Here is a 20589-nt window from a genome sequence, read left to right on the forward strand (position 1 = left end):
AGTACCCTGTGCTCGATCCGTCCGTCTTCCATTGCAAGGAACCGCGTTTCATGAACCCGAACGTCACGCACCTGGAGTGCAGTCTCGAAGGGACCCGCTACGAGAAGGACCGGGTCTACCGCTTGTCCGAGGCCGGTCGGCCACTGCTGGTCCGCTACGACCTGGATCGCGTTCGCGGATCGGCGGACCGGGACGAGATGGCGGCCCGGGACGGCGGGTTCTGGAAATGGCGCGAGCTCCTGCCGCCGGCCGACGTCGAGGCCGCGCCCCGGCTGGGTGAAGTCGACACGCCGCTGATCGAGCTCGACCGCTCCCCGGGCGTGACCGTCAAGGACGAGGGACGCTTGCCGACCGGATCGTTCAAGGCGCGTGGCCTGGCGATGGCCGTGGCCATGGCCCGCGAATTCGGCATCGACAGGCTCTGCATGCCGTCGAACGGCAACGCCGGTGCCGCGCTGGCCAGCTACGCCACGCGGGCGGGATTGAAGTCGCTGGTCTATTGCCCCGCGGACACGCCGCGCATCAACATCGACGAAACGCGCTTCTGCGGTGCCGAGGTCGTCGAGATCGACGGCTACATCGACGACTGCGGCAAGAAGCTCGCCGAGCGGGCGAGTGCCGAGGGCTGGTTCGACGTGTCGACGCTGAAGGAGCCGTATCGTCTGGAAGGCAAGAAGACCATGGGCCTGGAGCTGGCGGCGCAGTGGAACTGGTCGCTGCCGGACGCGATCTTCTATCCGACCGGGGGCGGCACGGGCCTGATCGGCATGTGGAAGGCCTTTGCCGAGATGAAGGCCCTGGGCTGGATCGACGGCCCGCTGCCGAAGATGTTCGCCGTGCAGGCCGAGGGCTGTGCGCCGATGGTCCGGGCCTTCGATGCCGGCGAGCGCTTCGCCGACCGCTGGGAGGACGCCTCGACCTGCGCGGCCGGCATCCGGGTGCCGCAGGCCGTCGGCGACTTCCTGATCCTGGACGCGGTGCGCGAATCCGGCGGCGCGGCGCTGGCGGTCAGCGAAGCCGAGATCCGGTCGGGCTGGCGTGCGCTGGCGCGGGACGAAGGCGTTCTGGTCTGCCCGGAAGGCGCGGCGACCTTTGCCGCCTGGAAGTACGCGACCGAGTCCGGGTTGATCGAGCGCGGTGCGGACAGCCTGCTGTTCAATTGCGCGACCGGCTTGAAGTATCCGCTGAGCGACGAGACGGCCTGAATCCCCGGGCCCTCAACGGCCGGTCGACCGCCGTGCGGTCGATTCGGCCCGCATCGCACGATACAGCGCCAGGTTCCACTCCGCGCCGGACAGGCCGGTGTGCTCGAGCGGATCATCGGTCTCCGGCTCGATCCCGAACCGTTCGGCGACCCTTGCATTCACCAGCGCCGGCACGCCGAGCCCGAAGGCCATGGACGGCAGGTCGAGTACGAAGTAGGTGTAGAGGTCCCGTACCGATGACCCGTGCCGGTCGAGCAGTGCGTCGAGGAATGCCTGGTCGAACGGCGCGTTGTAGGCCGTCAGGATGAAGCGACGATGTTCGGCCTGCCGTTCGTGAACCTCCAGAATGCGCTGCACGGCCATCGCGGGCTCGACGGCGCCCAGCGCCTTCCAGCGCGTCTCGGAATAGCCGTTGATCGATCGTGCGATCTCCCCGGCGCGCTCGGGATGACGGGGATGGATGCGCAAGAACAGCCGGTCGAGTTCGGTGCCGTCCAGCGTGGTGTAGATCAGCCCGATGTCGATCATCTCGTGGTGACCCGGTTCGAGCCCGGTGGTCTCGACGTCTAGGATCGCCAGGCCCCAGACGTCGGGGGCGGCATCGGGCCAGGGCGTCTGGGCATGGAGGCCTCCGCAGAGCAGCAGGAGCAGCGAGGCGGCGAATTGCCGGGGGAACGGCTGTGTCGGGGTGCAGAACATGGCTGGATCCTTAGATTCGGGCGGGAACCGCAAGAACAGCGTAGCGCGTCAGTCGAGCGTTCGACGCAGCGCCGGCGGGGGTGGGGCGTAGCGCAGGTCGTCGGTCGGCGGCGGCGTGCCGCGTTCCCTGCCGCACAGGCGGACGAAGGTCACCCGCATGCTCATCCACGGGTTCATCAGTTCGTCGTTGGTCGGCGCATCGACCCGGGTGCAGAGGACCTGGCCGTTCGGCAGCACGTGGACGCCGCGTTGTTCGCCGACCACCGATCCCCAGGTCTCGCTGTAGGCCTGGACCGGCCCGACCCAGGGGTTCAGCCAGCCGCCGCCGAGCGGCAGTCCGCGGATCGGTGCACCGCTGCTCGTCCAGGGAACGGTCGAGGGCGGAGCCGCGTCGAAGGCGGGCGCCGCGCCGTCGTCCGCGTCCTCGTCGTCGGGCAGGGCGAGCGTCGTGATCTGCTGGCGCAATTCCTGCAGGCCGACGCTTGGGGGGTCGATGCCCGTTTCCCGGGCTTCGATGGGTGCTTCAGGAGTTTCTGCAGGCCGAGCGTCCTCCGTCGCCGCTGCAACCCGATCGGGTGGATTCTCTTCCGGCGCCGCGGACGGAGAATCCTGCTCCAGGGGTTCCGGCGGCGGCGTGGGCGCGGGTTCTGAATCCGGAACCGGATCGGTGCGCTCGACGGACTGCAGCGACACCACGACGATGTCGGGGTCCGGGACGGGGAGCGACGGCCGGTCGTCGATCCACCACGCCAGCAGTACGACGGCCACTGCGTGCAGCGCCAGCGAGGCGATCGCGGCCGGCAGCGAGCGGCGGAGGCCTTTCGCGGCGCGGTGGTCCGCAGCTGCATCGCTCGAGGCGCCGTCGAGGGACGGCACCGCCGGTTCGGCGGGAGGAGTGGGGATCGGCTTGGAGGGCGGCATGCCAGACCGGTCGCAGAACGGCAGTCGGTTACACTACGCGACTTGTCGTTTTTCATTGGTTAAGAGGACGCAACGCATGGCCTACCAGCACATCAAGCTGCCGGATACCGGCACCCGGATCACCGTCGAGGACAACGCGCTGAAAGTGCCGGACGATCCCATCCTCGGCTACATCGAGGGCGACGGCATCGGCGTCGACATCACGCCGGCCTGCCTCAAGGTCTGGGACGCCGCGGTCGAAAAGGCCTACGGGGGCAAGCGCAAGGTCCACTGGGCCGAACTCTACCTCGGCGAGAAGGCCGCCGGCATCTACGACGGTGACTACTTCCCGGACGAAACGCTGGAAGCGATCAAGGACCTGAATGTGGCCATCAAGGGCCCGCTGACCACGCCGGTCGGCGAGGGCTTCCGGTCCCTGAACGTCTCCCTGCGCCAGACGCTCGATCTCTACGCCTGCGTGCGTCCGGTCAAGTACTACTCGGGCGTGCCGTCGCCGCTGCGCAAGCCGGAGGACTTCGACGTGGTCATCTTCCGCGAGAACACGGAAGACGTGTACTCCGGCATCGAGTTCGAGTCAGGCACGCCGGAGAACGCCAAGCTGGCGAAGTTCCTGCGCGAAGAAATGGGTGCGGACTTCTTCGAGGATGCGGGCCTCGGCGTCAAGCCGATCTCGGCCTTCGGCACCAAGCGGCTGGTCCGCAAGGCGATCCAGTACGCGATCGACAACGACCGCGAGTCGGTCACGCTGGTGCACAAGGGCAACATCATGAAGTTCACCGAAGGCGCCTTCCGCAAGTGGGGCTACGAGGTGGCAGCCGAAGAATTCGGCGACGTGACGATCACCGAGGACGAGCTGTGGGAGAAGCACGACGGCAAGCGGCCCCAGGGCAAGATCGTCATCAAGGACCGGATCGCCGACATCATGTTCCAGCTGCTGCAGCTGCGCCCGGCCGAATTCGACGTGCTGGCCACGATGAACCTGAACGGCGACTACCTGTCCGATGCGGCAGCGGCCTCGGTCGGCGGCATCGGGATCGCGCCGGGCGCCAACATGGCCGACAACGTGGCGGTGTTCGAGGCCACGCACGGCACGGCGCCGAAGTACGCGGGCCAGGACAAGGTCAATCCGTCGTCGTTGCTGTTCTCGGGCGTGATGATGTTCGACTACATCGGCTGGAGCGAAGTCGGCAGGATGATCGAGCGCGCCTTCGAGAAGGTAGTGGTCGGCGGCACCGTGACCTACGATTTCGCCCGCCAGCGCGACGACGCGACGGAAGTCTCGACGTCCGGCTTCGCCGACGCCCTGGTCGAAGCCATCCGCAACGGCTGAGGCCGGTCGGCCTCCGACCATGGGCTGGAGCGATGTCCGCGCTGCGCTCGCCGAGAGCGACCCGCAGACCAAGTGCCTGCGGGTCGACCGCTTGTGGACCGCGGTCGCATCGGGGCGCTTCGTGCCCGTGGATCGCGCGAGAGAACCCGGCGCCGCGGACGCGGGCATCGAGGTGCCGTCCGTGGGTCGGCCCGATCGGCCGGTGCTGGTGCAGCCGTCGAAACTGGCCCGGCGAGGTCTCGGCAGCGTGGAGGGGCGGGTCGCCCTGGTCCATGCGGTCGCGCACATCGAGTTCAATGCGATCAATCTCGCCCTCGACGCTGCGCTGCGCTTCACGGGCATGCCCGACGCGTTCTATCGCGACTGGTTGTCGGTGGCCTGGGACGAGGCGAGGCACTTCCGCATGCTGGAGGACCGGCTCCAGGCGCTCGGTGCGACCTACGGCGACCTCCCGGCCCATAACGGGTTGTGGGACATGGCCGAGAAGACCGCGCACGATGTCCTGGTCCGGATGGCGCTGGTTCCTCGTGTACTCGAGGCCCGGGGCCTGGACGTGACCCCGGGAATGATCGACCGACTGCGCGCGGTCGAGGATTCGGCCACGGTCGCGTGCCTGGAGACCATCCTCGACGAGGAAGTCCGTCACGTGGCCGTCGGCTCACGCTGGTTCCGGTTCTGCTGCGAGGGTCGCGGCGTCGAACCCGAGCCGACCTTCCGACGATTGTTGAAGGACTACTTCGGTGGCGCCTTGCGCGGTCCCTTCAATCATCCGGCGCGTCGCGAGGCCGGCTTCAGCGCGCCGGAACTCGAAGCCCTGGAGGCGATGGCATGACCGTGTGCGGGAATCGAACGGCAGGCGCCATCCGACGTCCGGACCCCGGCACGTGCCCGCAGTGGACCGCTGCGCGTTCGGCGGGACGCACGGTCGACAGTCACCGCCGCGGAACGCCTTTCGATCGGTCTGAAGTCATTCGACCGGAGAGTGCAGGATGAGCGACGCGAACCGCTACGACACGGTGGTCGTGGGCGCCGGTTGGGCCGGCCTGACCGCCGCCTCGAAGCTGGCCGAGGCCGGCCAGCGCGTGGTCGTGATCGAGAAGTCCCGCGGTCCCGGCGGCCGCAGCGCCACCCGCCGCGAAGGCAAGGCCCGCTTCGATCACGGTGCCCAGTATTTCACGGCTCGATCCGCCGCCTTCGGCCGCCAGGTGGCGGACTGGCGCGACGCCGGATGGATCGCGAAATGGACGCCGCGCCTGGCCGTGCTGGGCGACGAGCAGGCGCACACGGATCCCGAATCGGTCCAGCGCTTCGTGGCGCTGCCGGGCATGAACGGGATCTGCAGGCAGCTCGCCGCGTCGCTCGATTGCCGCTTCGAGACGCGGGTGAGCGCGGTGCGCTTCGCCGGCCACTGGACCGTCGAGCTCGGTGACCACATCGTCGAGGCCCGGCGTCTTCTGCTGACCGCGCCGCCGGCGCAGGCCGCCGAGCTTCTGGGTTCGGACCATCTCCTGCACGACGAGCTCGCCGGAGTGCTCTTCGAGCCCTGCATTGCGCTGATGGCCGCGTTCGAGGAGAAACTCGACGCGCGCTTCGACGCCGCCTTCGTCAACGACGACTCGCCGCTGCGCTGGATCGCGCGCGATTCCAGCAAGCCGGGCCGGGCGGGAGAATGCTGGGTTGCGCACGCGACGGGCGAATGGTCCCGCCGCCGGCTCGAGGACGACACGGAAGGCCTGGCCGCCGAGCTCCTCGGGGAGCTCTGTCGCCGACTGGACGTGGCTCCGGAGCGGGTCCGTACCGCGCGGGCGCACCGGTGGCGCTACGCCCAGGTCGCCGAGGCACGGGACGACGGATTCCTGTCGGATCACGAGCAACGCCTGGCGGTGGCCGGAGACTGGCTGGCCGGCAGCCGGGTCGAAGGCGCCTGGACCAGCGGCCGAAAGGCAGCCGAGTGGCTCGCTGACCTCGCGTGATCGAGTCCGTGGGCCGGACCCGTCGATTCCCGGATACGGCGTTCCGGTGCATCCTCCCGCAGCAGGTAGACTAGCGCCATGTCCGAAACCTCCTCCGAAACCGACTCTGCAGAAGGTGCCAAGGACGGCGCCGACAGCGGTCCGGTCGCGCAGCGGCTCGACGGCCGCGCGGTGGCCGACCGGCTGATCGAGAACGTCGCCCAGGCGGTTCGCCAGTCGACCGGCAAGGGCCGGCGGCCGCCGGGCCTGGCCGTGGTCCTGGTCGGCGACGATCCCGCCTCCGACATCTACGTCGGCAACAAGGTCAAGGCCTGCGAACGCGCCGGCCTGGTCTCGCGCGACTACCGCCTGCCGCACGGCACCGACCAGAACAGCCTGCTGGCCCTGATCGACGACCTGAACGACGACGACGAGGTCGACGGCATCCTGGTCCAGCTTCCGCTTCCCGCGCACATGGACGAGCTGGAGGTCACGCGACGGATCGACGCGGCCAAGGACGTCGACGGCTTCCATCCGTACAACGTCGGTCGGCTCGCCCTTCGTGACCCGGGCGTCCGGCCGTGCACGCCGCGCGGGGTGATGACGCTACTCAATCACTATCGCCTGTCGCCGAAAGGGCGTCATGCGGTCATGGTCGGCGCGAGCAACATCGTCGGCAGACCGTTGGCCCTGGAGCTGCTCCTGGCCGGCGCGACCACCAGTGTCGCGCACCGGTTCACGAACGACCTGGAGGGGCTGGTCAGGCAGGCGGACTACCTCTTCGTCGCGGTCGGCAAGCCCGGCATCGTCGACGCGGACTGGATTCGCGAAGGTGCCGTCGTGATCGATATCGGAATCCATCGGGGCGACGACGGCAGACTGCGCGGCGATCTCGATTTCGAGCGAGCCGCGCAGCGAGCCAGCTGGATCACGCCCGTGCCCGGCGGGGTCGGTCCGATGACCGTGGCGACGCTGATGCAGAACACCGCCGAGGCCGCCGGCCTGGTGGTCCGCGCGCCATGACGACCTCGTGAACACGCCATGATTCGGTCGACTCCACGGACCGCGCCGGCGCGTGCTCCCGCGCTTCTCGCGCTGGCCCTGCTGCTGCCCGGTTGCGGCGCGTTGATCGACCGGGCCACCGACAGCTTCACCGCGGACCTCGAACGCGCAGTGGTCAACTACGACGAGCCCTCGGTCGTCGAGCGGGGCCTGCCGACGTTCCTGCTGATCCTCGAGGCGCGGGTGGAAGCCGATCCGCGGAATGCCGCGACCCGGTTGAGCGTGGCCGAACTGACCAGCACCTACGCCGGCCTGTTCGTCGAGGAGCCCGATCGACGGCGGCGGTTGACGGAGCGAGCCCTGCGGCACGCGCGCGCCGGGGCCTGCGAAGCGGTCCCCGGGCTGTGCGGCATCGACGACGGCGACTTCGAGGACTTCGAGCGCCGACTGGGGGAACTCTCGGACAAGGCCGTGGACGAAGCCTACGTGCTCGGCACGGTCTGGGCGTCGTGGATTGCGGCCTCGAGCGACGATTTCCGGGCGCTGGCCGACCTGCCGCGCGTCGAGGCGCTTCTGAGTTGGGTCGCCGAGCGGGACCCGGTGCACGACGACGGGGCGGTCTGGTTGTATCTGGCGGTGCTGAATTCGCAGCGCCCTCCGGCGGCCGGCGGCCGGCCGGACCTGGCGCGCGAGCAGTTCGAGCGAGCGCGGCAGGTCTCCGAGGGCCGAAATCTCCTGATCCCGGTGCTGATGGCCGACGAGTACGCGCGCCTGGTGTTCGATCGGGACCTGTTCGTCGAGCTGCTGGAAGGGGTGCGCGCCGCGGACCCGGATCGAGAGGGCTATGTACTCGCCAATCGCATTGCCCTCGAACGCGCCGAACGGCTACTTGAACAAACGTCGAGAATTTTCGATTAAGACCATGATTCGTTTTGCTATTTCAGCGGCTGCAGTCGCGTTTTTCTCGCTCCTGACCGGGCCGGCCTGGGCACAGCAGATCAAGATCGCCGCGCTGGCCCCCGCCGGCTCGAGCTGGATGGAGTCGCTGAAGGCCGCCGGCGACCGGATCGAGGAGGGCAGCGACGGGGCCGTCCGCATCCGCTTCTATCCCGGCGGCGTGATGGGGGATGCCGATACGGTGCTCCGCCGGATCCGGCTCGGTCAGCTGCACGGTGGGGTGTTCACGGTCGGCGAGCTGGCCGGCGTGGCGCCGGAATCGAACCTCTATTCGCTGCCGTTCCAGTTCCGCAACGCCGAGGAGCTGGCTGCATTGCGTGACGAGTTCGACCCGATCATCCTGGAGGCGCTCCACGAGGCCGGGATGATGGCGCCTGCAATCACCAACGGCGGCTTCGCCTACCTGTTCTCGCGTGAACCGATCCGGGCGCCGGAGGACGTGTCGACGGACCTGCGCGTCTGGATTCCGGAAGGCGATGCGCTGTCCCGGCGGACCCTGGCGAAGATCGGAGCCAGCGCGGTGCCGATGAGCATGGCCGAGGTCTACACCGGGTTGCAGACCGGAGCGCTCAACACCTTTGCCAGCACCGTGTCCGGCGCGATCATCCTGCAATGGCACACGAGGGCCGACTACATGCTCGACCTGCCGGTGCTGATGACCGCCGGAACGCTCGCCATCGACCGGCGCATGTTCGATCGGCTCGAGGCGGATCACCAGGCCCTGGTCCGGTCGGAATTCGCGGCGGCGCTGAGGAGCCAGCAAGCGGCCGTCGACGACGAGAACGCCAACGCACGGCAAGCGCTGATCGAGGAAGGCATCGAGATCGTCCAGCCCGACCCGGCTGCGGTCGCCGAATGGGCCCGACTGTCCAACGAAGTGCTCAACGAGATGCTGGAATCGGGCGAGTACGACGTGCCGGGCATCCGGCGCCTGCGCGAGCGCCTGGCGGAGCTCCGCGCCGACGACGCGCGATGAACGATCGCGAGCCGGGCCGGGCGCCGGCTTCCGATCCCGCCGCGGCGCTGGGCCGCTGGCTCCGAGCGCTGGAACTGGGCGTGCTCTCGACCCTGTTCCTGGCGCTCATCCTCCTTGGCCTGACCCAGATCGCCCTTCGCAACCTGGCCGACAGCGCGCTGCCCTGGGCCGACCCGGCCATGCGTGCCGGCGTGCTGTGGCTGGCCATGCTGTCGGCGGCGCTGGCGGCCGGCGAGTCGCGTCATATCCGGATCGACGTGTTCAGCCGGTTCCTGCCCGAGGGCCTCCGCGACGGCGTCCAGCGCGCCCTGTTCCTGGCCACGGGCCTGCTGTGCGCCGGGATGACCTACCTGTCCCTCGAGACCGTCGCGCTGGAACGCGAGTTCGGCGACCTGGCCTTCCTCGGCGTGCCCAGGTGGGTCGTGCTCGCGATCATTCCGGTCGGGTTCACGCTGATGGCGTGGCGGTTCATCCGGGTCGCGGTGCTCGGTGGCACCGAGCCGCGGCTCGAGGCCCTCGCTGCGGACGGCGGGGCAGTGGACGGAATCGCTGGAGATCGAAGTCGGGAATCGCGTGACGGCGAAAGCGAGGTTGATCGATGATGATGGTCGTGCTGCTGGTCCTCGCCCTGTTCGGGCTGCCGCTGTTCGCGGTGATCGGACTGGCGGCCGTTCTCGGTTACTACGACGCCGGCGCGGACCCGGTCCTGGTGGCGCTGGAGTTCCAGCGCATCGGCGAACTGCCGGTCCTGGTCGCGCTGCCGCTGTTCACGTTCGCCGGCGTACTGCTCGCACGCTCGGAGACGCCGGCCCGGTTGGTCGACGTGACCCGGGCGCTGTTCGGCTGGCTGCCGGGCGGGCTTGCGATCCTGGGTCTGGGGCTGTTCGCGTTGATGACGGCATTCACCGGCGCCTCCGGAATCACCGTGGTGGCGCTGGGCTCGCTGATGCTGCCGGCCCTGTTGAAGGCCGGCTATCCCGAGCGCTTCTCGATGGGCCTGGTGACCGCCGGCTCCAGTCAGGGGGTCCTGTTCGCGCCGTCGCTGCCGCTGATTCTCTACGCGGTGGTGGCCCAGCAGGTCGCACCGGGGCAGGGCATCCGGATCGAGGACCTGTTCCTGGCCGGCATCCTTCCGGGCCTGCTGATGCTGGCCCTGATGGCCGCCTGGGCGATGTGGGTCGGGCGGGGGCAGGCCGCGGACGAGACGCCGCGGCCGCCGATCGGCCGAAGCCTCCGGGCGGTTGCCTGGGAGTTGCCGCTGCCCTTCGTGGTGCTCGGCGGAATCTACGGCGGATGGCTGCTGGTCGTCGAAGCGGCGGTCGTGACCGCGGCCTGGGTGCTGGTGACCGTGGTGGTGATCCGTCGCGAGCTCGGCCTCGGCAAACTGGCGAAGGTCATCGCCGAGGCGATGATGCTGGTCGGGGCGATCCTGGTCGTGCTGGGCATGTCGATGGCATCGACCAACATCATGATCGACACGCAGGTCCCGCAGCGCCTGTTCGAAGCCGTCGAGCCGTGGCTGACCAGCCCGTGGATGTTCCTGCTGGCGCTGAACGTGCTGCTGCTGGTCGTCGGCATGATGCTGGATATCTTTGCCGCGCTCGTGATCATGGCGCCGCTGATCCTGCCGATCGCGCTGGCCTTCGGCGTCGATCCGGTCCATCTCGGCATCGTGTTCCTGGCCAACCTCCAGATCGGCTACTGCACGCCGCCGGTCGGCATCAACCTGTTCCTGGCATCGCACCGCTTCGACACCGACATCCTCACGGTGTATCGCTCCACGCTGCCGTTCCTGGGCTGGCTGTTGATCGCCTTGCTGATCATCACCTGGTGGCCGGCGCTGAGCCTCTGGTTGCCGGGACGAATGGGCTGAGCGCTCGCACCGGTCGAACCACCCGTTGACGCTCCATCGACGCACCGGTCATCGCGCCACGAGACCGGCACGACGCAACGCCGGAGCGAACGTGTATTCTTTCGCCGGGCGGATTCCACTGGAGGAACGAGGGCATGAGTGAACACGCGGTTCGGAGCGTACTGCGCATCATCGCGGTGACCACGGTACTGATCGGCGCCATCCTGACCACCGGGGCGGTGTTCGGCCTGATCGGGCTGGACTCCAGCGTGCGGGGCTACGGGGTCCATGGTCAGGGCATGCCGGCGCTGGCCCAGGCGCTGCTGTGGGGGCACAGCAGCATCATGCTCTGGGGGCTGCTGCTGTACGTGGCCAGTACGCCGATGGCGCGTCAGATCGTACGGTAGGAATCCGCCAACGGCCCCGCGCGGGCGGAGCCGTTGAAGGTGTCGGGCCGCTGACCCGGATCGACCGGCCGGTCGCCCTCAATCGCGCTCGAGGATGGCGCTGACGCCCATTCCGCCGGCCGTGCAGACCGAGATGAGGCCGCGGCCCGAGCCTTTCTGCTCGAGCAGCTTGGCAAGCGTCGCGACGATTCGTGCGCCGGTGGCGGCGAACGGGTGACCGACGGCGACGGATGAGCCCTTGACGTTCATCTTCGAGCGGTCGATCGAACCCAACGCGGCGTCGAGGCCGAGCCGATCGCGGCAGTAGTCTTCCGATTCCCAGGCCTTCAGCGTGCACAGCACCTGGGCTGCGAAGGCTTCGTGGATCTCGTAGAAGTCGAAGTCCTGGAGAGTCAGCCCGGCCTTCTGCAGCATTTCCGCAACCGCCACCGTCGGCGCCATCAACAGGCCCTCGTCGCCGACGAAGTCCACCGCTGCGGTGCGGCCCTGGGTGAGGTAGCAGGTGACCGGCAGGTCGTGCTTTCTCGCGTACTCCTCGCTGGTCAGAAGCACCGCGGCAGCGCCGTCGGTCAGCGTCGTGGAGTTGCCGGCGGTCAGGGTGCCGTTGCCGGATCGATCGAACGCGGGTTTCAGCTTGCCGAGCGACTCCATGTCGCTGTCCGGCCGGATGTTGTTGTCGCGCAGCACGCCGGCATGCTCGACGACGAGGTCGTCGAAGAAGCCCTCGTTCCACGCCTCCGCGGCGTTGCGGTGGCTGGCCAGGGTCAGTTCGTCCTGCTCGCGCCGGCTGATCTGCCATTCCCTGGCCATCCGCTCGCAATGTTGCCCCATCGACAGGCCGGTGCGCGGCTCGCCGTTGGACGGCGGCTGCGGCGCGAGCTCGGCCGGCGAGAAGCCCTTGAAGACCGCCAGCTTGTCCTTGAAGCTCTTCGCGCGACCGAGCTTGACGAGTCGCTGGGCGAAGCGACGCTGGAACACGATGGGCGGATCCGAAGTGGTGTCGGTGCCGCCGACGATGGCGCACTCGATCTGACCGGTGGCGATCTCCGCGCCGGCCATCAAGGCCGCCTGAAGGCTGGTTCCGCAGGCCTGCTGCATCGTGATGCCCGGCGTCAGAGGCGACAGGGACGTCGACAGGACCGCCTCGCGGGCGAGGTTCCAGTCCTTGGAATGGGTCGTCACCGCGCCGGCAACGACCTTGTCGATCTGCCGCCCGGCCAGTCCGAACCGGTCGACCACGCCCTGGATGGCGCGCGTCAGCATGTCCAGGTTGCTCTCGTCGGCATAGAAGGTGTTGGAGCGGCAGAACGGAATCCGGCTGCCGCCGATGACGGCGATACGTCGAATGGAACCGTCGGTCATGGAAACGATCCTCGTGGAAATGGAGTGAGTTCAGGGGCGAGCGGCGTCAGTCGTCCTTCGAGCCCGTTTTCTTTCGAGGCGAAGCCTTCTTCGCGGCGGTCTTCTTTTTCTTCTTGCCCGCCTTCTTCCCGCTCGCTTTCTTCGAGGCGTTGCCGTCGCGACCGCCGTCGCTGCTCTCGCTGCTGCCGGGGGCGGATGACGTCCTGCCATCATCGGACTCCGCGCTCTCGCTCGTGGCCTTCTTCCTGGCGGCCTTCTTCTTTGCAGCCTTCTTCGTCGCGGACTGCTTGGTCGTGGATTGATTCGAAGCGCCGCTGTTACCTCGTGCGGCATCGAGCAGCGAGCCGTCGGCGGAGGCCTCTGCATCGGTGGTCTCGATGTAGTGGACCGGGCCGCCGCGGAACGGCGCGAAGCCGGTGCCGAAGATCATGCCCGCGTCGAGCAGGTCCTTGTCTTCGACCACCTCGTCGCGCAGGCAGGCCAGGCATTCATCGAGGTAGGGCTGGACCAGGTCCTTTGCGATCTGTTCGAGGTCGTGGCCCTTGTGGGCATCGTCGTCACGGACCGGCTTGCCCTTGTCCCACTTGTAGAAGCCCTCACCGGTCTTCTTGCCCTTCTTGCCGGCTTCGACCATCGACTCGAGCACCTTGCGATCCTCGCCGGCGGCATCGCCGAGCAGCGTGTCGATCACGCCCAGGCCGACGTCGAGGCCTACCGTGTCGACCAGTTCGACCGGCCCCATCGGCATGCCGAACTGCACCGCCGCCTTGTCGAGCGCTTCCTTCGGGATACCGTCGCGATGCATGGTCATCGCGGTGTACATGTACGGCACCAGCACGCGGTTGACCAGGAACCCCGGCGTCGAGGTGACCGGCAGCGCGTACTTTCCGATCTGCGTGGCGAAGCTGCAGCCGTCGTCGACGCGATCGCTGTTCGTGCCCTTGTCGTGGACGACCTCGACAAGCGGCATCTTTGCGACGGGGTTGAAGAAGTGGAGGCCGATCAGGCGGGCCGGGTCGTCGAACACATCGGACAGCTCGCCGAGCGGTATCGCCGAGGTGTTGGTCGCGACCAGGGTATGCGGCTGAAGGTCGGCCTTCAGGTTCTCGAACAACGCACGCTTGGCGTCGCGGTTCTCGAAGATCGCTTCGATGACGACATCGGCGCGCTTCACGCCTTCGCCCTCGACGTCCGCCCGGAGCCGGGCCTTCGCCGCCGCAACCGCCGCCGGCTTCTTGAGTTTCTTCCTGAACAGCGACGACGCGCGCTTCAACGCCGGTTCGATGTACTTCATCTCCCGGTCCTGCAGCGTCACCTCGAGGCCACGCAATGCACACCATGCGGCGATGTCGCCGCCCATCACCCCGGCGCCGATGACGTGCACGCGACGCGCCTTGAAGTCGCTGCGCTTGCCCTGGGCCTTGAGTTGTTCCATCAGCCGGAACACGCGGCGCAGATTGGTCGACGTGTCGCCGACCAGGAGTTCGGGAACGTTTTCCGCCTCGGCCCGGATCATCGCCGTCTGCGAGTCGCCGTGGGCCTCGAACTCGTCGATCAGACGGAACGGGGCCGGGTAGTGCTCCGGCCGGGCCTTGCGCCGGGTCTGCTTGCGCATCTGGCCGGCGAGGAACTTGCGCGCCGGTCCGGTCAGCGACAGCCTGTCGACGATGCCGGACAGCTTGTGCTTTCGCTTCTTCAGCACGGCGCGGCGAGCCGCCCAGCGCAGCGAGCCGTGCACGCTGACGGTCTGGTCGATCAGGCCGATGCCCCGGGCCGCCCGGGCGCGCAGCATGCGACCGGTCAGCATGATTTCCATGCCCTTCATGCCGCCGACGGCCTGCAGGGCGCGACCGGACCCGCCGTAGCCGGGATAGATGCCCAGGTTCACTTCGGGGAACCCGATCCGGGTGCGGTCGTGATCCAGCGCGATGCGCCAATCGAAGCACAGCGAGAGTTCGAGCCCGCCGCCGAGGCAGAACCCCTCGAAGGCCACGACTTTCGGGAAGCGCAGCTTCTCGATCCGATCGAACAGCGCGTGGACGTCGCGGATACCCTGCTGGAGAACGGTGACGTCGCGGGTCTCGTCGAACTCGCGCACATCGGCACCGACGATGAAGCTTCCGGACTTCCCGGAGGTCAGAACGAGGCCGGTCGGCGGGTGGTCCTCGAGATGATCGACGATTTCGCCGAGTTCCTCGAACACCTCGCGGCTGAGGCTGTTGACCTTTTCGCCGTCGCGGTCGATGTACAGCCAGACGATGCCGTCGAGGTCGGTCTCGAGGCGCCAGTGCTTGAACGGGCCGGGCAGGGACGATTCAGCCGCTTCGGTGACCATCGGGTGGAGCTCCATGCGTGGGCGTATGGTCCAAGTGTATCAGGGCGACCCGGGAACTTCGGGTGCCGTTGGTCCCGGTACGGGCGGTCCAGCGAGCCGTCAGGGCAGGGGGCACCCGAGTTCGCGCAGCCAGCGGGCAATGGTGATCAGCGGCATGCCGATCAGCGCGGTGGGGTCGTCGCTGCGCATCGTTTCGACCAGCGTGATGCCCAGGGACTCCGAACGCATCGAACCGGCGCAGTCCAGCGGGCGGTCGCGTTCGACGTAGCGCTCGATCTCGTCGGCGGACAGGGGGCGAAGCTCGAGGAGCGTATCGACCGAGGTGCACCGGTCGCCCCCGGATCCCACCAGCGCAAGGCCGGAATGCCAGGTCACGCGTCGGCCCGACATCGCTCGAAGCTGCTCCTGCGCCGCAGACACCGTGCCCGGCTTGCCGAGGATCCTGCCGTCGTCCAGCGAGGCCACCTGGTCGGCACCGATGACCGCGTGTCCCGGATGCTCCCCCGCGACCTTCCTGGCCTTTTCCAGCGCCAGGCGCTCGGCCAGCGCACGCGGCGACTCGCCGGCGAGCGACGATTCATCGATGTCGGCGGGGTGGACTTCGAAGTCCACCCCGAGCCGCCGCAGCATGTCGGCGCGATAGCGGGAGCCGGAGGCCAGGATCAGCGGGGGAGGGGTGGAAGTCATCGGTTCGGTCCGTTTCCCTCGAAGAGACCGCGAGGGTGTTGGAAACAGGCTCGGAATGATATACTGGTGGGCTATGTCACGTGACTTTCCCGACTGGATCGATCCGGAACGGGCTGCCCAGGGCGAACGGGCGTATTCGGGCCGGGTGCCGGTGGCCTGGCTGAAGCGGCTGGACGGCCTGCTCGACGAGCCCGAACGGGATGACGGATGGGTCGACTTCACGCTGCGCGTTTGGAAGGACGATCAGAAGCATCCCCGGCTGGACCTGCGCATGGACGGCCAGGTTCCGATGACCTGTCAGCGAACGCTGGAACGATACCTCCAGCCGATCGAGGGCAGGAGCGACCTGACGGTCGTGGAGTCGGAAGCCGCGCTTTCGGTGCTGCCCGACGACGCGGAACCGAAGGTGTGCCCCGGCGGACGCCTGCGGATCGTCGAACTGGTCGAGGACGAGGTGCTGCTGCAGCTCCCGGTCGTCCCGATCAAGCCCGGCAGCGAACCGGTGGAGGCCACGGCCGGCAGGATCGATCCGCCGGACGACGAAGACGAAAACGCGTCCAGCCCGTTCGCGGCGCTGGAAGAACTGAAGAAACGCTGAGGCAGGACTCGCAGTCCGACCCCGGCGAACGAACCTAGCTGGAGAGAGCCGACATGGCCGTACAGAAGAGCCGAAAGACCCCGTCCCGCCGCGGCATGCGCCGTTCGCACGATTCCCTGAGCGCGCCGACGCTGTCGGAAGAGCGTGCAACCGGTGAAATCCACCGCCGTCACCACGTCAGCGCCGAAGGTTTCTATCGCGGTCGGCAGGTGATCGAGGTGGCCGAAGAGGTCGAGCTGGACGAAGGCGAAGAGTGATCGGGCGGCGCGGTCCGGTGCTCGCCGGAACGCGCCCTGATTTCGCAGCATGAACCGGACCACCGGCTCGCCCTCCGAGCCCGGCAGCATTGCGGTCGCCGTCGACGCGATGGGCGCGGATTTCGATCCGTCGCTCGCCGTCGACGCGTCCGTGCTTGCGCTCGAGAGCGACCCCGACCTGACCGTGCGCGTCTTCGGAGATCCCGCAGCGCTTGCGGAATCCGAGCGTGATCTGCCGGACGCACTGAGGCCGCGGCTTCGCGTGGTCAGCGTGACGGGATTCGTGGACATGGACGCCAGCCCGGCCCGGGCCCTGCGTCGCTCGCGTGACTCGAGCATGGCGAGAGCACTGGCCGACGTGGCCGACGGAGGCAGTCGCGCCGCCGTCAGCGCGGGCAATACCGGTGCCCTGATGGCGCTGTCGCGCACCGTGCTGGGGACCTTGCCGGGAATCGAACGGCCGGCGCTGATGACCGCGTTTCCGGTCGCCGGGGGGCGGGCCTGGGTGCTCGACCTCGGCGCGAACATCGGGGTCGACGCCGAGCGCCTCCACGAGTTCGCGATGCTCGGCAGTGCCGCGGTCGAGGTTCTGCTCGGGCGTCCGGCACGGGTCGGCCTGCTGAACATCGGGCGAGAACCCAGCAAGGGACCGGACGTCGTGCGTGAAGCGGCCCGGCGTCTCGAGCAGCAAGCGGGTCTCGACTTCTGCGGTTTCGTCGAGGGCCACGACGTGTTCGCCGGTCGTGCCGATGTCGTGGTCTGCGACGGTTTTGCAGGCAACGTGCTGCTGAAATCGGCCGAAGGCGCGATCGGCATGTTGCTGGACGCACTGGCCGACGACGCTCGCCGCCCCCTTCGCGGACTCGGCCTGCGGCGCAGCCTCGCGACCCTGGCCGAGCGTTTCGATCCCGGCCGTAACAACGGCGCGTCGCTTCTGGGAATCAATGGTATCGTCGTAAAGAGCCACGCCCATGCCGACACCGCCGGCCTGGCGCGGGCGATCGAGCTGGCCGCTCTGGAAGCGCGTCGCGACCTGGTGCCCGCGCTGGAACGCCACCTCTGGTCCGACGCCTGACGGCGCAACGGAGACACGATCATCATGCATGCACGCATCATCGGTACCGGGCATTACCTGCCCGAGAAGGTGCTGACCAACGCCGAGCTGGAACAGCGGGTCGAGACCAGCGACCAGTGGATTCGCGATCGGACCGGGATCCGCGAGCGGCGCGTGGCCGCCGACGGCCAGACGACCGGCGACCTGGCCGAACAGGCCGCCCGTCGGGCACTGGACGCCGCGGGCGTCGATCCGGCGTCGATCGATCTGCTGATTCTCGGCACCACCACGCCCGACGTCGTGTTTCCTTCCACCGCGTGCATGATCCAGAAACGCCTGGGCCTCGGGGACTGCGGCGCCTTCGACGTCAATGCGGCATGCTCGGGCTTCATCTATGCCCTGTCGATCGCGACCCAGTACATCGAGGCCGGAACGATCAAGCGGGCGCTGGTCATCGGTGCCGAAACACTGACCCGGATGCTCGACTGGAACGACCGCGCCACGTGCGTGCTGTTCGGCGACGGCGCCGGTGCCGCGGTGCTGGAAGCCGATGAGTCCGCGGGCGTGCTCTCGACGCACATTCACGCGAACGGCGACTACAGTGACCTGCTGAAGGTCGACGTCGGGGTGTCGCGCGGATTCACCGAGGAACCTCGCGGCGGCGTGAAGATTCACATGAAGGGCAACGAGGTCTTCAAGGTCGCGGTCAACACGCTCGGCAGGATCGTCGACGAGACCCTGGCCCACAACCAGCTGGACAAGCACGACCTGGACTGGCTCATTCCGCACCAGGCCAACCTGCGCATCATCAAGGCCACCGCACGCAAACTGGACATGTCGATGGACCAGGTGATCGTCACCGTCGATCGTCACGGCAACACCTCGGCGGCATCGGTGCCGATGGCGCTGGACGAGGCGGTGCGCTCGGGGCGCGTGAAGCGCGGCGACCTGATGCTGCTCGAGGCCTTCGGCGGCGGATTCACATGGGGAGCCGCACTGATCCGGTACTGAATACCCGACCGGTCGATCCACGCACGGATCCCAACCATTACAACGTGCGGCCGCCGACGCGGCATCGACGGCAAGGGCGACTGACGACGACACCACACGAGACCATCGGGGTAGACACCAATGGCCAAGACCGCTTTCCTGTTCCCGGGGCAGGGCTCGCAATCCGTGGGCATGCTCACCGGGCTGGACGAGTTCGACAACGCGATCCGCGCGACCCTCGACGAGGCCGGCGAGGCGCTGGGACGTGACCTGGCTGCGCTGGTCCGTGAGGGACCGGAAGCCGAACTCAACCGTACCGAATGGACCCAACCCGCCATGTTGGCCGCGGACATCGCGCTCTGGCGCATCTATCGCCAGCTCGGCGGTTCCATCCCGCACGCCATGGCCGGACACAGTCTCGGCGAGTACGCGGCACTGGTCGCTGCCGGTTCGATCGATTTCGCCGATGCGGTCCGGGTGGTGCACCGTCGCGGGCGCTTGATGCAAGCGGCAGTGGGCGAAGGCGAGGGCAGCATGGCCGCCGTCCTCGGGCTGGACGACGCCGTGGTCGAACGCATCTGCAGCGACGTATCGACGGACGACTCGGTCGTGGTCGCCGCGAACTACAACGCGCCGGGCCAGATCGTCATCGCCGGCCATGCAGCAGCCGTCGATCGCGCGGTGGAGGCCTGCAGCGCGGCGGGCGCACGGCGGGCGTTGAGACTGCCGGTCAGCGTTCCCTCCCACACGCCCCTGATGCGGACGGCGACCGAGGACCTGGCCGCCGCACTTGCCGAAATCGACGTGCGTGCGCCGACCTGTCCGGTGCTGCACAATCTCGATCGAGCCCCCCGCGAGGCGCCGGACGACATCCGTCGCGCACTGGTCGATCAGCTGACCCATCCAGTCCACTGGACCGGTACCATACGCAGCCTGGTCGACGATGGTGTCGCCCGCTTCCTGGAGTGCGGCCCGGGCCGGGTCCTCTGCGGCCTGGGCAAGCGCATCGACCGAGCGGCCGACTGGATCGCACTGGAGCAGGCCGGCGCATTGCACGACGCTGCGTCCGGTGCCTGAACGAACCGAGGATGGGAGTCCGAGATGAACGCTGACGACACGATCGCTTCGCTGCGACTCGACGGCCAGGTGGCCCTGGTGACCGGCGCCAGCCGGGGGATCGGGGCCGCGATCGCCGACCGGCTCCGGGCCCTTGGCGCAGACGTGTTCGGCACCGCAACGAGCGAACGCGGTGCGGAAGCCGTTTCGGAGCGGCTCGGCGACGGCCGGGGCCTGGTCCTCGATGTCCGCGACGAGGCCGCGGTGGTCGACCGGGTCAAGCAGGTCACGACGACGGCCTCGGCACCGACGGTACTGGTCAACAACGCCGCGGTCACACGGGACCAGCTGCTGATGCGGCTCAAGGACGAGGACTGGGCCGAAGTCATCGATACCAACCTGACCGGCACGATGCGGCTGGCGCGGGCCTGCCTGCGCGGCATGCTCAAGGCGCGCGGCGGCCGGATCATCGGCATTTCATCGGTGGTCGGCTACAGCGGCAACCCGGGTCAGGCGAACTACGCGGCGGCCAAGGCCGGACTCGCCGGCTTTTCGCGAGCCCTGGCCCAGGAAGTCGCCGCACGGGGAATTACCGTCAACGTGGTCGCCCCGGGCTTCATCGACACCGACATGACGAGAGCGCTGGACGACACGCAACGCGCGCGCCTGGCCGAGACGATTCCCCTGGGCCGGCTCGGGGAACCGGCCGATATCGCCGCGGCGGTCGGCTGGCTGGCGTCGCCGTCGGCCGGTTACGTCACGGGCCAGACCCTGCACGTCAACGGCGGCATGTTCATGACCTGATTTCTCAGGTAGCGTGCTCAAATTATTGATTTTGAATACTTAAAGAATCCGGTTTCGGGTTCGATTCATCGCCGGGAGTCCGGTAAACTGGAAGGGTCAGCCGTTGTTCCCTACAATGTGCGGCCTTCTTCAATCGATACGAGGA

Annotated in this window: 21 protein-coding genes; 16 read left to right on the plus strand and 5 right to left on the minus strand. The window is 68.1% G+C overall.

Annotation, left to right across the window (positions count from 1 at the left end):
* The first annotated feature begins 50 nt into the window (after positions 1 to 50).
* A complete protein-coding gene (locus KUV67_12980; protein ID MBY6205799.1) occupies positions 51 to 1205 on the plus strand; it encodes a threonine synthase in 1155 nt (384 codons plus the stop codon).
* Positions 1206 to 1217: 12 nt separating this feature from the next.
* Here the strand turns inward: KUV67_12980 and KUV67_12985 are convergent, their stop codons facing one another.
* Together KUV67_12985 and KUV67_12990 are read right to left on the minus strand one after the other, a co-directional pair.
* Positions 1218 to 1904: a hypothetical protein gene (locus tag KUV67_12985; protein MBY6205800.1), complete on the minus strand. Its 687-nt coding sequence runs from the start codon at positions 1902 to 1904 to the stop codon at positions 1218 to 1220.
* Between the two features lie 48 nt (positions 1905 to 1952).
* Positions 1953 to 2825 (minus strand): hypothetical protein, encoded by an 873-nt coding sequence (locus KUV67_12990; GenBank protein MBY6205801.1) that lies wholly within the window; start codon positions 2823 to 2825, stop codon positions 1953 to 1955.
* 76 nt (positions 2826 to 2901) lie between these two features.
* Here KUV67_12990 and icd point away from each other — a divergent pair, with 76 nt between their 5' ends.
* The 9 genes from icd to KUV67_13035 all read left to right on the plus strand — a co-directional run bounded on the left by icd (position 2902) and on the right by KUV67_13035 (position 11301).
* Positions 2902 to 4155 carry an isocitrate dehydrogenase (NADP(+)) gene (icd, locus tag KUV67_12995; GenBank protein MBY6205802.1) on the plus strand — a complete coding sequence of 418 codons (1254 nt, stop codon included), beginning with the start codon at positions 2902 to 2904 and terminating at the stop codon, positions 4153 to 4155.
* A 19-nt stretch (positions 4156 to 4174) separates the two neighbouring features.
* Positions 4175 to 4987: a ferritin-like domain-containing protein gene (locus tag KUV67_13000; protein ID MBY6205803.1), complete on the plus strand. Its 813-nt coding sequence runs from the start codon at positions 4175 to 4177 to the stop codon at positions 4985 to 4987.
* 157 nt (positions 4988 to 5144) lie between these two features.
* Entirely contained in the window at positions 5145 to 6128 is a 984-nt protein-coding gene (locus KUV67_13005; GenBank protein ID MBY6205804.1) for an FAD-dependent oxidoreductase, read from the plus strand.
* A 78-nt stretch (positions 6129 to 6206) separates the two neighbouring features.
* Entirely contained in the window at positions 6207 to 7130 is a 924-nt protein-coding gene (gene folD, locus KUV67_13010; protein MBY6205805.1) for a bifunctional methylenetetrahydrofolate dehydrogenase/methenyltetrahydrofolate cyclohydrolase FolD, read from the plus strand.
* Between the two features lie 18 nt (positions 7131 to 7148).
* Positions 7149 to 8027, plus strand: a complete 879-nt coding sequence (locus KUV67_13015; GenBank protein ID MBY6205806.1) for a TRAP transporter TatT component family protein — start codon at positions 7149 to 7151, stop codon at positions 8025 to 8027.
* Between the two features lie 4 nt (positions 8028 to 8031).
* Positions 8032 to 9042: a TRAP transporter substrate-binding protein DctP gene (gene dctP / locus KUV67_13020; GenBank protein ID MBY6205807.1), complete on the plus strand. Its 1011-nt coding sequence runs from the start codon at positions 8032 to 8034 to the stop codon at positions 9040 to 9042.
* Positions 9039 to 9644: a TRAP transporter small permease gene (locus tag KUV67_13025; GenBank protein MBY6205808.1), complete on the plus strand. Its 606-nt coding sequence runs from the start codon at positions 9039 to 9041 to the stop codon at positions 9642 to 9644. Before dctP ends, KUV67_13025 begins: the two co-directional genes overlap by 4 nt.
* Positions 9641 to 10915 (plus strand): TRAP transporter large permease, encoded by a 1275-nt coding sequence (locus KUV67_13030; GenBank protein ID MBY6205809.1) that lies wholly within the window; start codon positions 9641 to 9643, stop codon positions 10913 to 10915. Before KUV67_13025 ends, KUV67_13030 begins: the two co-directional genes overlap by 4 nt.
* Before the next feature lie 134 nt (positions 10916 to 11049).
* The gene (locus KUV67_13035) at positions 11050 to 11301 is read left to right on the plus strand and encodes a hypothetical protein (protein ID MBY6205810.1); all 252 of its coding nucleotides are present in this window, start codon (positions 11050 to 11052) and stop codon (positions 11299 to 11301) included.
* A gap of 78 nt (positions 11302 to 11379) precedes the next feature.
* Here KUV67_13035 and KUV67_13040 read toward each other — a convergent pair whose 3' ends face one another.
* The 3 genes from KUV67_13040 to KUV67_13050 form a co-directional block, all read right to left on the minus strand.
* On the minus strand, positions 11380 to 12663 hold the full coding sequence (locus tag KUV67_13040; GenBank protein MBY6205811.1) for an acetyl-CoA C-acetyltransferase: 1284 nt from the start codon (positions 12661 to 12663) through the stop codon (positions 11380 to 11382).
* 46 nt (positions 12664 to 12709) lie between these two features.
* Positions 12710 to 14998, minus strand: coding sequence for an enoyl-CoA hydratase/isomerase family protein (locus KUV67_13045; GenBank protein MBY6205812.1), 2289 nt, complete (start codon positions 14996 to 14998; stop codon positions 12710 to 12712).
* A 99-nt stretch (positions 14999 to 15097) separates the two neighbouring features.
* On the minus strand, positions 15098 to 15685 hold the full coding sequence (locus KUV67_13050) for a Maf family nucleotide pyrophosphatase (GenBank protein MBY6205813.1): 588 nt from the start codon (positions 15683 to 15685) through the stop codon (positions 15098 to 15100).
* 73 nt (positions 15686 to 15758) lie between these two features.
* On the opposite strand from KUV67_13050, the gene KUV67_13055 reads away from it, so the two are divergent.
* The 6 genes from KUV67_13055 to fabG all read left to right on the plus strand — a co-directional run bounded on the left by KUV67_13055 (position 15759) and on the right by fabG (position 20444).
* On the plus strand, positions 15759 to 16283 hold the full coding sequence (locus KUV67_13055) for a DUF177 domain-containing protein (GenBank protein ID MBY6205814.1): 525 nt from the start codon (positions 15759 to 15761) through the stop codon (positions 16281 to 16283).
* A 53-nt stretch (positions 16284 to 16336) separates the two neighbouring features.
* Complete coding sequence (rpmF, locus tag KUV67_13060; GenBank protein MBY6205815.1) at positions 16337 to 16540, plus strand: 50S ribosomal protein L32; 204 nt, start codon at positions 16337 to 16339, stop codon at positions 16538 to 16540.
* Positions 16541 to 16589: 49 nt separating this feature from the next.
* Positions 16590 to 17615, plus strand: coding sequence for a phosphate acyltransferase PlsX (plsX, locus tag KUV67_13065; GenBank protein MBY6205816.1), 1026 nt, complete (start codon positions 16590 to 16592; stop codon positions 17613 to 17615).
* Positions 17616 to 17639: 24 nt separating this feature from the next.
* Entirely contained in the window at positions 17640 to 18605 is a 966-nt protein-coding gene (locus tag KUV67_13070; GenBank protein ID MBY6205817.1) for a ketoacyl-ACP synthase III, read from the plus strand.
* Positions 18606 to 18725: 120 nt separating this feature from the next.
* Complete coding sequence (gene fabD / locus KUV67_13075) at positions 18726 to 19661, plus strand: ACP S-malonyltransferase (GenBank protein MBY6205818.1); 936 nt, start codon at positions 18726 to 18728, stop codon at positions 19659 to 19661.
* A 51-nt stretch (positions 19662 to 19712) separates the two neighbouring features.
* On the plus strand, positions 19713 to 20444 hold the full coding sequence (gene fabG / locus KUV67_13080) for a 3-oxoacyl-ACP reductase FabG (GenBank protein MBY6205819.1): 732 nt from the start codon (positions 19713 to 19715) through the stop codon (positions 20442 to 20444).
* The last annotated feature ends 145 nt before the right edge of the window (positions 20445 to 20589 follow it).

It is taken from the genome of Halomonas denitrificans (genome assembly GCA_019800895.1).
Classification (GTDB): domain Bacteria; phylum Pseudomonadota; class Gammaproteobacteria; order Xanthomonadales; family Wenzhouxiangellaceae.